The organism is Dorea sp. MB18-49 (assembly GCF_023669465.1).
GTDB classification, from domain to species: domain Bacteria; phylum Bacillota; class Clostridia; order Lachnospirales; family Lachnospiraceae; genus Dorea_A; species Dorea_A longicatena.
Genome location: NZ_JAMOYX010000012.1, coordinates 20,276 through 32,237, shown reverse-complemented (window position 1 = coordinate 32,237; position 11,962 = coordinate 20,276). Strand labels below are relative to the sequence as shown.

The following is an 11,962-nucleotide window of genomic DNA, read 5'->3' as shown; positions in this document are numbered from 1 at the left end:
CGGTAAAGTGTATGTCCTTTTCTTTTATACTTAAGTATGTAAGGGGAGTATATAACATGAAATATCAGGTACAGGAAAATTGTCTTACTATATTTTTACCGGGGGAGCTGGATCATCATAATGCAGAAGAGATACGAAAAGAATCAGATCATCTGATTGAACACAATCACATACGTTATGTGATCTTTGATTTTGCGGATACAAAATTCTGTGACAGTTCCGGAATCGGAGTGATCATGGGTCGTTACAGAAAGATCTATATGCTGGGCGGTGAAGTGTGTGCGGTACATACAAGCGAGAGGATCAGGAAGATTCTTATGATGTCAGGAGTAACAAAGATTATGCAGATTTATGAGGAGGAGAAATAAATGGAAAATACCAATGAAATGACGATTATTTTTGACAGTTATTCATCCAATGAAGCATTTGCAAGAGTGGCGGTTGCTGCATTTATGACATCGCTGAATCCGACAGTGGAGGAAGTAGCAGATGTAAAGACTGCGGTATCAGAGGCTGTAACCAATGCGATCATCCACGGATACGAAAGCCGGATAGAGAAGATCACGCTTCGTTGTAAGACATGCGGGGATACTTTGTATATCGAGATAGAAGATCATGGAAAAGGAATGGAAGATGTAAAGAAGGCGATGGAACCGTTATTTACTACAAGACCGGAGCTTGACCGGTCCGGGATGGGATTTTCTTTTATGGAAGCTTTCATGGATCAGGTAGAAGTAAGTTCAAAGCCGGGAAAAGGAACTATTGTGAAAATGCAGAAAACAATTGGAAAAGGACGAAAGGTATGGACCACACAATCGCTTTAATTCAGAAGTCTCACGAAGGGGATGAAGAAGCAAGAGCTCAGATTGTGGAGGAAAATACAGGACTGGTCTGGTGTATTGTAAGAAGATTTACGGGAAGGGGAACAGAGCTGGAAGATCTGTTTCAGATCGGAACGATTGGATTACTGAAAGCAATCGACAAGTTTGATCTGAGTTATGAAGTGAAATTCTCAACTTATGCTGTTCCGATGATCAGTGGAGAAATCAAGCGCTTCTTAAGAGATGATGGGATGATAAAGGTAAGCCGGTCGTTAAAAGAACTGTCTTATAAAGGATATCAGGCCCAGGAAGTACTCGGAAGAAAGCTTGGAAGGGAGCCGTCGGTCACAGAACTTGCAGAGTATCTTGATGTGTCACCGGAAGAACTTACGATGGCGATGGATGCATGTACGGATGTAGAATCACTACACCGGCCGGTATACAAAAAAGAAGGACAGGAGATTTCACTGATGGAAAAAGTAGGAAAGGAGGACGGTGCGGAAGAAAGAGTACTGGATCATCTGCTGTTAAAAGAGCTTCTGACAAGTCTGGATAAAGAAGAAAGAAAACTGATCTATCTGCGATATTTTGCCGAAAAGACACAGACTCAGGTAGGAAAGGAAATGGGAATTTCCCAGGTTCAGGTTTCCAGAATGGAAAAGAAAATATTAAAAAATCTAAGAGAACGTATCTGACAGGCACATCATGAATATATTCTGGAAAATCAGCCATACTAACTCATGAAACTTGGATGGAAAGGGTGAGTAAGATGGAGGATGCCAGAAGAAAGATCAGGATGTGCCTGATCTTTGTTGTGACATTGGCAGTGATCATCGGGCTGATTTATTACTTCCATGATGTAAGAGGCAATCACGGAGTCAATGAAGGAACACTGATAAAAAGAATGGAAATAACTGCAAAAAATGATGAGATAAACAGGAGGTGAAGAAGATGGCCGCGAATTCTGATGATATATATATAAAAGCAGACCGGAATATAGAGGTCGCAAAAAAGTCGGTAACGCTTGGAGATGTATTGAAGATTGAATGCGCCAATCCTGTAATGCTGGCTAGAATCAGAAGTACGCATCTTCTGACATTTCATCACCCGGATAATAAAAGGGAAAGACGAGTGGTCATGTCGGTCTTAAAAGTGATACAGAAGATCCATGAAATCTATCCGGAGGCTTCTGTGGAAAATATCGGGGAGACGGATTTCATCGTGACATATGAAGAACAGGATGGGAAAGGCGGAGCTATTCACGTGGCGAAGATTGTCATGGTGGTGCTGATCAGTTTTTTCGGAGCGGCATTTTCAACAATGGCATTCAATAATGATGTAGGCGTGACAAAAATGTTCGGACAGATATACGAACTTCTGACCGGAACAAAGTCGAATGGATTTACGATTCTGGAATTTATGTATTGTATTGGTATTATCATCGGAATTCTGACATTCTTTAATCATTTCGGTAAAAAACGGCTGTCGGTAGATCCGACACCAATGGAGGTAGAGATGCGACTGTATGAAAATGATATACAGACGACGCTTGTGGAAACGTACTCCAGAAAGGAGAAAGAATTGGATGTGGATGAAAAACATATTACTGGCAATTCTGGGACTTAGTGCCGGAATTACGGCGGCCGGAGGTTTATTTTCTTTTATTATCGGACTGGGGGTGGTGTCGGATTTTGCGGACAGGACACATACAGGTGAGCATGTTATGCTCTATGAAGATGCCATTGCAGTGGGCGGCAGTATCGGAGCAATCATCTCTGTCTATCATCCCACGATACCATACGGAAGCTGGCTGGTTCCGCTGGCGGGACTTTTCGGTGGAATCTTTGTAGGATGCTGGGCGATGGCTCTTACTGAGATGCTGGATCTCTTCCCGATCTTCATCAGGAGAATCCGGCTTGTGAGAGGGATTGGAGCGATTATTATAGGAATCGCTTTTGGAAAAGGATTAGGAGCATTACTGTTTTTTTGGAAAAGGTGGTAAAAAATGGATAAAAAAAGACAGCAGCAGGCTTATGAAAATTATGTAAAGCAAAAAACACCGGTGCATAATCTGCCTGCTAATATGACAAAAGCATTCGTAACAGGAGGCGCAATCTGCGTGCTGGGACAGGGGATTTTGAATATCTGTGAGAAGGCAGGATTAGATAAAGATATAAGTGGCGGCTGGTGTTCTATGCTTCTGGTATTTCTGAGTGTAGTACTGACGGGATTCAATGTCTATCCAAGGATTGCAAAATGGGGCGGAGCCGGAGCGCTGGTTCCGATCACCGGATTTGCCAATTCGGTGGCAGCACCGGCGATCGAATACAAAAAAGAAGGACAGGTTATGGGAATCGGCTGTAAGATATTTACGATTGCAGGTCCGGTGATTCTGTATGGAATCTTTACAAGCTGGGTTCTGGGACTGTTCTACTGGCTGTTAAGAATTGTCGGAGTATTATGACGGCAGAGGATCTCAGATATGTAAATATGTCGGGAAAGGATAAGATGAATGATAAAGGGAAAGCAAAGTATAGCCTTTGAGGTATCTCCGTACCTTGAAGAGAGTGCTTCGGTTGTTGGGAAAAAAGAAGGAGAAGGACCTTTGGGCGGTATGTTCGATATGGTGGCAGAGGAAGATCTTTTCGGGGAGAATACCTGGGAAGAAGCAGAAAGCACCATGCAGAAGGAAGCATGTCTTCTGGCTCTTGGTAAAGCACATTTGGCACCGGAGAGTATCCGTTATCTGTTCGGTGGAGATCTGTTAAGGCAGGGAGTGGCAACTTCAATGGGAGTAGAGACACTTCAGATCCCGATGTTCGGATTATATGGAGCATGTTCGACTTCCGGAGAAGCACTTGCCCTGGCTTCGATGAGTGTAGCTGCGGGATATGGAGAACGGATGCTGGCGGTAACATCCAGTCATTTCGGAAGTGCTGAGAAAGAATTCCGTTTTCCTCTCGGATATGCGAATCAGAGACCATTATCGGCACACTGGACAGTGACCGGAAGCGGAGCATTTATCGTGGGGAAAAATAGAAGTCATGTGAGGATAACCGGGGTGACAGTAGGAAAAATTGTGGATTACGGTCTGAAAGACTCACAGAATATGGGAGCATGTATGGCTCCGGCCGCATGTGATACGATCATTCAGAATCTGGAGGATTTTGAAAGAAAAGAAACAGATTACGACAGGATCATTACCGGAGATCTTGGCTATGTGGGGCAGAGTATTTTATTCGACCTTATGAGGGGAAAAGAACATGATATCAAGATAAATCATATGGATTGCGGAATGACAATCTTTGATCAGAATCTGCAGGATACACATGCCGGAGGAAGTGGCTGTGGTTGTGCGGCCGCAACATTATCCGCTTATATCCTGCCAAAGATATCAAGAGGAGAGTGGAAACGTGTACTCTTTGTACCGACGGGAGCGCTTATGTCAACCGTCAGTTATAATGAAGGAGCCAGTGTACCGGGGATCGCACATGGAATTGTCTTAGAACATTGCTAGGAGGAAAAGATTATGGATTATATCAATGCATTCTGGGTAGGGGGACTGATCTGTGCTCTGACGCAGATACTGCTGGACAGGACGAAGCTGATGCCCGGAAGAATCATGGTGCTTCTGGTCTGCAGCGGTTCTGTACTGGGAGCATTTAAGATATATCCGGTTATTCAGGATTTTGCCGGAGCAGGAGCCAGTGTACCGTTACTGGGGTTTGGAAATCTCCTGTGGAAAGGTGTAAAAGAAGCCGTAGAAAAAGAAGGATTTATCGGAATCTTTATGGGAGGATTTAAAGCCAGTGCAGTAGGTATATCAGCGGCTCTCATCTTTGGCTATCTGGCGTCCCTGATCTTTGAGCCAAAGATGAAGAAATAGCTGTGAACCCGGATTAAGAGATCATTAAGATTCGTTCATACCGGAAAGTACTGCCATCGGCTGTTTGAAGAAATGATTAAATGCGGCGATAGCACGTCCGACCCCGATCACGGCAAGGACCGTTCCGATTCCGATGCCTACCAGGTGATGCGCAAAGATAAGACCAACAGAGATTGTCAGACAGATATTAAAAAGGTCGAAACAATTTTTGGTAAATCCTACGCTTTTGTGGATGAAATCGGAGATTGCCTGAACAATTCCATCTCCGGGATTGGGGATGATACGCATGTTCAAAGACATGGCGGCACCGACGCCTGTCAGAATGATGGCAATGATCAGAAAGAGGATCCTTCCGGGAAAACTTCCGGCAAAAGAATCCGGATAAGTTGTCCAAAGATCAGGGATCATACCGGAAAATATATTCAGGAACCGGGTGAAAATCAGGCTTAGCGGGAATTGTAAAATGTCCATAAAAAGGACCAGTTTCAGGTTCATCTGATTAGCGTGTTCCAGAGGAAGACCTTCCGATTGTCTGGCATGGAGACTTCGGATCGTATGTAGGATCATCTCTACGACAACAAAAAGAGCATAAAGAACCAGTGTAGTATTTCCAAAATTAAAATGCCAGATCGTAGAGATACTGAATGACACTGAGATGATAGGAGATACACCGAGGCCGGTTTTTGTGTTCAGCGTGATTCCCAGAGCGAGAATAAGAAGTCCCATGAGATAGAAAAGTCCACGGTAAAAATATGTTTTTTGCATATATAAAGCCACTTCTTTCTATAGAATTTTGTATAAAAATGTAAAAACTGTCATCGGCAGATCCTGTAGATATCCAAATATACAAGAGACGTTGTCGATGGCAAGTTCTGTAAATATAATAAAACTCCCGTCAGAAACTGTCAATGAGACAGTTGCCGACGGGAGTATGTATCGCTACCTAATCAGATATCTGAGAGAACCGCAAGGAGTTTGATTCTCTGGATACAGGAAAATTAAGCAAGTTCTTCGCCTGTGATCATCTTGTAGCACTGAAGATATTTGTCGATTGTTTTCTGAACTACGTCATCCGGAAGAGTCCAGTCGTTATCCGGGTGAGAAGTCAGCCAGTCACGTGCAAACTGTTTGTCGAATGATGGCTGTCCATGTCCCGGTTCATAACCTTCTACTGGCCAGAAACGAGAACTGTCAGGTGTAAGCATCTCATCACCGATCACCATGTTACCATTCTCATCAAGACCGAATTCGAATTTTGTATCGGCGATGATAATACCACGGCTCAATGCGTAGTCTGCACATTTTTTATAGAGAGCGATTGTACAGTCACGAAGTTTGGCTGCGTATTCTTCGCCTTTGCCAGGGAAATATTTCTCAAGGTGGGCAATGCTCTGCTCGTAAGAAATATTTTCATCATGATCTCCGATCTCAGCTTTTGTAGATGGTGTATAGATTGGCTCTGGAAGCTTATCCGATTCTTTTAATCCTTCCGGAAGCTTGATGCCGCATACAGTACCATTTTCCTGATAACTCTTCCATCCGCTTCCTGTGATGTAACCACGTACGATACATTCGATTGGAAGCATCTCAAGCTTTTTGCACATCATGCTGTTACCGTCATATTCTGGTTTCTGGAAGAATTCAGGCATATCTTTCACATCAGTAGAGATCATGTGGTTTGGAAGAATGTCTTTTGTCAGGTCGAACCAGAATTTAGACATCTGCGTCAGAACAGTTCCTTTCTTGGAAACAATATTCTTAAGAATTACGTCAAAACAACTGATACGATCAGTGGCAACCATAATCAGGCTGTCTCCGTTATCATAAATTTCACGGACTTTACCTTCTTTTATTGGTTTCATAACAATACCTCGCTTATTTATTATTTTTTTTAATATGTCCTCACTAATAGTCAAACAGATTTTTCAGGAAAAAACAATAGTAAATTGCAAAATTATGAAAAAAAGTACAAAATATAAATTATGATGTATAATAAGAATATCGTAAAAAAGAATACTGATAAGTAATGGTAATAGTGACTGATAACGACAGATAATAAGGAAAGAAATTATGAAACATATTACAATTGGAATCCTGGCTCACGTAGATGCCGGGAAAACAACATTATCGGAATGTATGCTTTACTTAAGTGGGCAGATCAGAAAACTTGGACGGGTAGATCATAAAGATGCATTTTTAGATACATACGAGCTGGAACGGGAAAGAGGAATCACGATCTTTTCCAAGCAGGCAGAATTAAAGATGGGAAATCTGGGGATAACGCTCCTGGATACACCGGGGCATGTGGATTTCTCTGCAGAAATGGAACGTACCTTACAGGTACTGGATTATGCGATCCTGGTGATCAATGGTGCCGATGGTGTGCAGGGACACACGCGTACGCTTTGGAGACTGCTCAAAAGATATCAGATACCGACGTTCATATTCATCAATAAGATGGATCAGGTGGGAACGGATAAGGCAAAGGTACTGGCAGATCTGCAGAACAGACTGGATGAAGGGTGTATCGATTTTTCGGAGATAACGGAAGAAACGTATGACAGTCTTGCCATGTGTGATGAGAAAGCGATGGAAGAGTATCTGGAGTCGGAGAAAATAGAAGAGGATACAATTGCTGAGATAATCGGTAACAGGAAAGCATATCCGTGTTATTTTGGTTCGGCGCTGAAGATGGAAGGCGTACAGGAATTCATGGATGGGATGACTGGTTATGTTGAAAAGAATGAACAGATAAATAGCACAGATACTAATACAAGTAATTTTGGCGCGAAAGTTTTCAAGATATCCAGAGATCCAGCTGGCAGCCGGTTGACGTATCTGAAAGTGACATCCGGAACTTTGAAGGTAAAAGATACATTGACCGGAATAGCAGGAAAGCAGCAGAGTAAGAAGGAATCCGACCTTGCACAAGATAGATCTGAGACAGTTATGAACAGCTGGGAAGAAAAGGTCAATCAGATCCGCATTTATTCCGGTGAAAAATATGAGATGGTACAGGAAGCGAAAAGCGGCATGGTATGTGCAGTAACCGGATTGAATTATACTTATCCAGGTGAAGGCCTTGGCATAGAATGCGATTCCGAAGCACCGGCACTGGAGCCTGTCTTAAGCTACAAGATCGAACTCCCGGAGGGGTGTGACGTCCACAAAATGCTCGGAAATTTACGTATACTCGAAGAAGAGGACCCAATGCTTAAGATCGTATGGAATGAAGAACTGGGAGAGATTCATGCAAAACTTATGGGAGCAGTCCAGATCGAGATATTAAAAAGTCTGATCAAAGACAGGTTTGGTGTAGATGTGGAATTCGATACGGGAAATATCGTATATAAAGAGACCATCCAGAATACAGTGGAAGGTGTGGGGCATTTCGAACCGCTCCGGCATTATGCGGAAGTACATCTGAAGATGGAACCGGGAGAAAGAGGCAGCGGTATTGTGATCGGAACGGATTGTAGTGAGGATATGTTAGACAAGAACTGGCAGCGTCTGATCCTTACCCATCTTCTGGAAAAAGAACACAGGGGTGTGCTGACAGGTTCTGTGATCACGGATATGAAGATCACACTGACGGCAGGACGGGCACATCTGAAACATACCGAAGGCGGGGATTTCCGGCAGGCAACCTACCGTGCGGTGCGCCAAGGACTGATGCAGGCCGAAAGTATGCTGCTGGAACCGTATTATGATTTTCAGCTGGAAATTCCATCGGGAATGATCGGACGGGCACTTACAGATATTCAGCGGATGAATGGGGAGACCGGTACACCGCAGACAGAAGGAGAGATGACGACGATCGAGGGATATGCACCGGTTACAGGTATGCGGGATTATCAGATGGAAGTGAATTCTTATACAAGAGGACAGGGACATCTGACCTGTACGTTCCGCGGCTATGAACCTTGCCGGAACGCAGAGGCAGTGATCGAAGAGATTGGTTATGATCCGGAGCGCGATATCGAGAATCCGACAGGATCCGTCTTCTGTTCCCATGGTGCAGGATTTAACGTTCCATGGAATCAAGTGCCAGAGTACATGCATTTGGAGAATCAGCTTGAAAAAGAACAGGCATTAGAAGAAGCAAAGAGGCAGTCAGAGCAGGCAGCAAGACAGGTACCGAGAGCGGCCAGAACACCGGGAGTCTATTCTAAAGCAGCAGAAAAAGAACTGGAAGAAATCTTTATCCGCACATATGGAAAAGTAGAAAGAAAAGGTGGACTGACACCAAAAACTTACGAAAGTGAGTATGCAAAAAAACAGCGCAAAAAAGAAGAGGCTATGCAGGAATACCTGCTGGTTGACGGATACAATGTTATTTTTGCATGGCAAGAGCTGAAAGAACTGGCAAAAGTCAGCATCGAGGCTGCCAGAGATAAACTGATGGATATCCTGTGTAATTATCAGGGGTATAAGAAATGTGTCCTGATTCTGGTATTTGACGCATACAAGGTAGAAGGCTATGCACTGGAGATCCAGAAGTATCATAATATCCATGTCGTATATACCAAAGAAGCCGAAACTGCCGATCAGTACATTGAAAAGGTCGTTCATCATATCGGAAGAAAGTATCATGTGACGGTCGTGACTTCCGATGGGGTAGAGCAGGTAATCACGATGGGGCAGGGTGGAACCCGTATTTCTTCCAGAGATTTCTTAGAAGAGATTGAATATACAAAGAAATTGATTGAAGAAGATAATGAAAAACAACGGGTCAGTGACAGGAACTATCTGTTTGACCATGCGGATGAGGAATTTGTGAAGAAAATGGAAAAAATCAGGCTTGGAAAAGAAACTGAATAAGGATAAGTAAAAAATAAGCATATAGAAAAATCTTAAAGATCCGATTTTTCTGTGTGCTTTGTATTGTTATCCGGTAAAAGCAGGGACTTGATGAAAGTATGCATATATAGAAATAATATATAAATGATGAAAACATATCAATAAACACAATTAGACAGATAGATTATTTATTGGTAAAATAATATTTAATGATAGCATGCAAGTCATGAATGAAGGGGGAATATATGAAAAAGAAAAATGATTGGATAAAAAAGGGAATCTTGATCATAGTTTTACTGGTATGCATTGCTGCATATTTATGGGTACCGGGGATACATAAGACAATGAACCGGATATTTAAGATGTTTGCAAGCGGAGACTTTACAGTTGTAAGAGATTTTGTTGCGTCATATGGGGTATATGCGGCACTGATGTCTTTCTTGTTGATGATTTTTCAGTCAATCGCAGCACCTCTTCCGGCATTTTTAATTACATTTGCCAATGCCAGCCTGTTTGGATGGTGGAAAGGTGCGATTCTTTCATGGAGCAGTGCAATGGCGGGAGCAGCCATATGCTTTTATATTGCAAAAATATTAGGACGTGACGTGGCGGAAAAATTAACAAGTAAAACAGGTCTTGAACAAATTGATACATTTTTTGAACGTTATGGAAAGAATACGATTTTAATCTGTCGTCTTCTTCCGTTTGTATCATTTGACATTGTTAGTTATGCGGCAGGTCTTACTTCGATGTCATTTGTTTCATTCTTTGTTGCTACGGGAATCGGACAGTTACCGGCAACCATCGTCTATTCTTATGTGGGCGGTATGCTGACTGGCGGAGCGAAACTTCTTGTAACAGCATTATTGATTTTGTTTTCTCTTTCGGCATTAATTTTTATGCTGAGAAAGATATATATGGACAGACAGTCCGGAAAATAAAAAAAAGGGAGGAAAAAGAATATGGAAACATATTACAATCCGGAGGATCTTGCAAAGTTTGGGACAATCGGGGAAAAAGCATCAGAGTTGGCAGAAAAATTCTTTGCTTATTACAATGCGGTATTCGAAGAGGGTGCGCTGACTGCAAGAGAGAAATCATTGATCGCACTTGCAGTGGCACATACCGTACAGTGCCCATATTGTATTGATGCTTACACGAACGACTGCCTGGATAAAGGTGTCAGCGAAGAACAGATGACAGAGGCGGTACATGTAGCAGCGGCGATCCGCGGCGGAGCAAGTCTTGTACACGGGGTACAGATGAAAAATATTGTAAAGAAACTGGAGTTTTAATTAAAAAAGAAGAAAAGAGGAAAAATAAGATGAAAAAGAAAATTGTGACATTATTACTGGTAGCTGCAATGACAGGAACAATGGTTGTTGGATGTGGATCAAAGGCTGATGATAAGACAGCAGATACGAAGACAGAACAGACGGATGATAAAAAGGATACAGAGGAAAAGAAAGAACTGGCAGATGATGAATACCAGTATGTATCCGCGGCAGATACAGTAATTGCAGACGGAGTTCACGTGTTAGATGTAAGAGAATGGGAAAATTATTCCAAAGGAAGAGTTGCAAATTCAGAGTGGTGCCCGATCTTCCCATTGGAGGACGATTCCCTGGTAGATGAGATGACAACTTATGCCAAAGATCATCTGAATGACGGAAAAGATATCTATGTTATCTGCAACAGTGGAAAACGTGGAGCTGAAAAAGCAACAGCTGTATTAAGAGATGCAGGAATTGAACCAACATCCATCTATACAGTAGAAGGTGGAGCAGAAGCACTTGGTAAAGAAAATGGGGCATTGACCACAGACCGTACAGAAGAAAATATCGATTGGAAATATGTATCAGGAAAGGATGCCGTTGACAAGGTAGGAGATAAAGATGTACAATTTTTAGATGTTCGTGATGATGATACCTATAAAGCAGGTCATCTGAAAGGAACACTTCAGTGCAGCCTGAAGGAATTTGATACACCGGAAGCACAGACAGAGATGTACAATCTTGCAAAAGACAAGATGGACAAGGATGAGCCTGTATATATTCTCTGCTACAGTGGTAATAAATGTGCAAAAACAGCAATTTCAGTAATGAAAGATGCAGGATTTGATACAGATAGTTTGTTTATCATTGAGAATGGAGCAAAAGACGGTGATGTATCCGCAGCTTTTGTAACAGAGTAAAGCTAGGTGTTCGAAAGAATCTGTTATGGTTTACAAATGATGATGGAACAGGCTGGAGAGCAACCGTACCATTTCTTGTACTTTATGAAAATGGATATGATAACATTTCTGTGTATGATGGTGGATGGTATGAGTGGCTAATGCATGATGACTATCCGGTACAGGTTGGTGATCCGGCAAGTGATGAGTGTGTTCACACAACAGTTGGAGAACTTTCTACAGGAAAAGCAGCAAAATAAAACAAAGCAGAGAGTGTAGAGA

At 42.5% G+C, this 11,962-nt stretch carries 16 protein-coding genes; 14 read left to right on the top strand and 2 right to left on the bottom strand.

Annotated elements, in window-relative coordinates; genetic code table 11:
* The first annotated feature begins 56 nt into the window (after window positions 1-56).
* From spoIIAA to spoVAE, 9 genes are all read left to right on the top strand, one after another.
* A complete protein-coding gene (spoIIAA, locus tag NCY30_RS05560; RefSeq protein ID WP_022415889.1) occupies window positions 57-368 on the top strand; it encodes an anti-sigma F factor antagonist in 312 nt (103 codons plus the stop codon).
* Entirely contained in the window at window positions 369-824 is a 456-nt protein-coding gene (gene spoIIAB / locus NCY30_RS05555) for an anti-sigma F factor (protein WP_006428239.1), read from the top strand.
* The gene (locus tag NCY30_RS05550; protein ID WP_022415888.1) at window positions 803-1,516 is read left to right on the top strand and encodes a SigF/SigG family RNA polymerase sporulation sigma factor; all 714 of its coding nucleotides are present in this window, start codon (window positions 803-805) and stop codon (window positions 1,514-1,516) included. Before spoIIAB ends, NCY30_RS05550 begins: the two co-directional genes overlap by 22 nt.
* 65 nt (window positions 1,517-1,581) lie before the next feature.
* Window positions 1,582-1,767: a hypothetical protein gene (locus NCY30_RS05545; RefSeq protein WP_130096232.1), complete on the top strand. Its 186-nt coding sequence runs from the start codon at window positions 1,582-1,584 to the stop codon at window positions 1,765-1,767.
* A gap of 5 nt (window positions 1,768-1,772) precedes the next feature.
* The gene (locus tag NCY30_RS05540) at window positions 1,773-2,447 is read left to right on the top strand and encodes a stage V sporulation protein AA (protein WP_130096231.1); all 675 of its coding nucleotides are present in this window, start codon (window positions 1,773-1,775) and stop codon (window positions 2,445-2,447) included.
* Window positions 2,407-2,823 (top strand): stage V sporulation protein AB, encoded by a 417-nt coding sequence (locus NCY30_RS05535; protein ID WP_130096230.1) that lies wholly within the window; start codon window positions 2,407-2,409, stop codon window positions 2,821-2,823. Before NCY30_RS05540 ends, NCY30_RS05535 begins: the two co-directional genes overlap by 41 nt.
* A gap of 3 nt (window positions 2,824-2,826) precedes the next feature.
* The gene (locus tag NCY30_RS05530) at window positions 2,827-3,285 is read left to right on the top strand and encodes a SpoVA/SpoVAEb family sporulation membrane protein (protein ID WP_022415885.1); all 459 of its coding nucleotides are present in this window, start codon (window positions 2,827-2,829) and stop codon (window positions 3,283-3,285) included.
* A gap of 48 nt (window positions 3,286-3,333) precedes the next feature.
* Window positions 3,334-4,338, top strand: coding sequence for a stage V sporulation protein AD (locus NCY30_RS05525; RefSeq protein WP_022415884.1), 1,005 nt, complete (start codon window positions 3,334-3,336; stop codon window positions 4,336-4,338).
* A gap of 12 nt (window positions 4,339-4,350) precedes the next feature.
* A complete protein-coding gene (gene spoVAE, locus NCY30_RS05520; RefSeq protein WP_006428246.1) occupies window positions 4,351-4,707 on the top strand; it encodes a stage V sporulation protein AE in 357 nt (118 codons plus the stop codon).
* A 24-nt stretch (window positions 4,708-4,731) separates the two neighbouring features.
* Here spoVAE and NCY30_RS05515 read toward each other — a convergent pair whose 3' ends face one another.
* Both NCY30_RS05515 and NCY30_RS05510 read right to left on the bottom strand, forming a co-directional pair.
* Entirely contained in the window at window positions 4,732-5,472 is a 741-nt protein-coding gene (locus NCY30_RS05515) for a DUF6198 family protein (RefSeq protein ID WP_130096229.1), read from the bottom strand.
* Window positions 5,473-5,705: 233 nt separating this feature from the next.
* Window positions 5,706-6,569, bottom strand: a complete 864-nt coding sequence (locus NCY30_RS05510; RefSeq protein ID WP_161158927.1) for a phosphoribosylaminoimidazolesuccinocarboxamide synthase — start codon at window positions 6,567-6,569, stop codon at window positions 5,706-5,708.
* A gap of 208 nt (window positions 6,570-6,777) precedes the next feature.
* On the opposite strand from NCY30_RS05510, the gene NCY30_RS05505 reads away from it, so the two are divergent.
* From NCY30_RS05505 to NCY30_RS05485, 5 genes are all read left to right on the top strand, one after another.
* Window positions 6,778-9,528 carry a translation factor GTPase family protein gene (locus tag NCY30_RS05505; RefSeq protein ID WP_022415881.1) on the top strand — a complete coding sequence of 917 codons (2,751 nt, stop codon included), beginning with the start codon at window positions 6,778-6,780 and terminating at the stop codon, window positions 9,526-9,528.
* Between the two features lie 224 nt (window positions 9,529-9,752).
* Complete coding sequence (locus NCY30_RS05500; protein ID WP_022415880.1) at window positions 9,753-10,448, top strand: TVP38/TMEM64 family protein; 696 nt, start codon at window positions 9,753-9,755, stop codon at window positions 10,446-10,448.
* Between the two features lie 21 nt (window positions 10,449-10,469).
* Window positions 10,470-10,802: an arsenosugar biosynthesis-associated peroxidase-like protein gene (locus NCY30_RS05495; protein ID WP_022415879.1), complete on the top strand. Its 333-nt coding sequence runs from the start codon at window positions 10,470-10,472 to the stop codon at window positions 10,800-10,802.
* 29 nt (window positions 10,803-10,831) lie between these two features.
* Entirely contained in the window at window positions 10,832-11,701 is an 870-nt protein-coding gene (locus tag NCY30_RS05490) for a rhodanese-like domain-containing protein (RefSeq protein ID WP_055180561.1), read from the top strand.
* 110 nt (window positions 11,702-11,811) lie between these two features.
* On the top strand, window positions 11,812-11,940 hold the full coding sequence (locus NCY30_RS05485) for a hypothetical protein (RefSeq protein ID WP_330376366.1): 129 nt from the start codon (window positions 11,812-11,814) through the stop codon (window positions 11,938-11,940).
* The last annotated feature ends 22 nt before the right edge of the window (window positions 11,941-11,962 follow it).

Coding starts and splice junctions, on each gene's coding strand:
- spoIIAA (WP_022415889.1), top strand. CDS start 57: ATGAAATATCAGGTACAGGAAAATTGTCTTACTATATTTTTACCGGGG.
- spoIIAB (WP_006428239.1), top strand. CDS start 369: ATGGAAAATACCAATGAAATGACGATTATTTTTGACAGTTATTCATCC.
- NCY30_RS05550 (WP_022415888.1), top strand. CDS start 803: ATGGACCACACAATCGCTTTAATTCAGAAGTCTCACGAAGGGGATGAA.
- NCY30_RS05540 (WP_130096231.1), top strand. CDS start 1,773: ATGGCCGCGAATTCTGATGATATATATATAAAAGCAGACCGGAATATA.
- NCY30_RS05535 (WP_130096230.1), top strand. CDS start 2,407: ATGTGGATGAAAAACATATTACTGGCAATTCTGGGACTTAGTGCCGGA.
- NCY30_RS05530 (WP_022415885.1), top strand. CDS start 2,827: ATGGATAAAAAAAGACAGCAGCAGGCTTATGAAAATTATGTAAAGCAA.
- NCY30_RS05525 (WP_022415884.1), top strand. CDS start 3,334: ATGATAAAGGGAAAGCAAAGTATAGCCTTTGAGGTATCTCCGTACCTT.
- spoVAE (WP_006428246.1), top strand. CDS start 4,351: ATGGATTATATCAATGCATTCTGGGTAGGGGGACTGATCTGTGCTCTG.
- NCY30_RS05515 (WP_130096229.1), bottom strand. CDS start 5,472: ATGCAAAAAACATATTTTTACCGTGGACTTTTCTATCTCATGGGACTT.
- NCY30_RS05510 (WP_161158927.1), bottom strand. CDS start 6,569: ATGAAACCAATAAAAGAAGGTAAAGTCCGTGAAATTTATGATAACGGA.
- NCY30_RS05505 (WP_022415881.1), top strand. CDS start 6,778: ATGAAACATATTACAATTGGAATCCTGGCTCACGTAGATGCCGGGAAA.
- NCY30_RS05500 (WP_022415880.1), top strand. CDS start 9,753: ATGAAAAAGAAAAATGATTGGATAAAAAAGGGAATCTTGATCATAGTT.
- NCY30_RS05495 (WP_022415879.1), top strand. CDS start 10,470: ATGGAAACATATTACAATCCGGAGGATCTTGCAAAGTTTGGGACAATC.
- NCY30_RS05490 (WP_055180561.1), top strand. CDS start 10,832: ATGAAAAAGAAAATTGTGACATTATTACTGGTAGCTGCAATGACAGGA.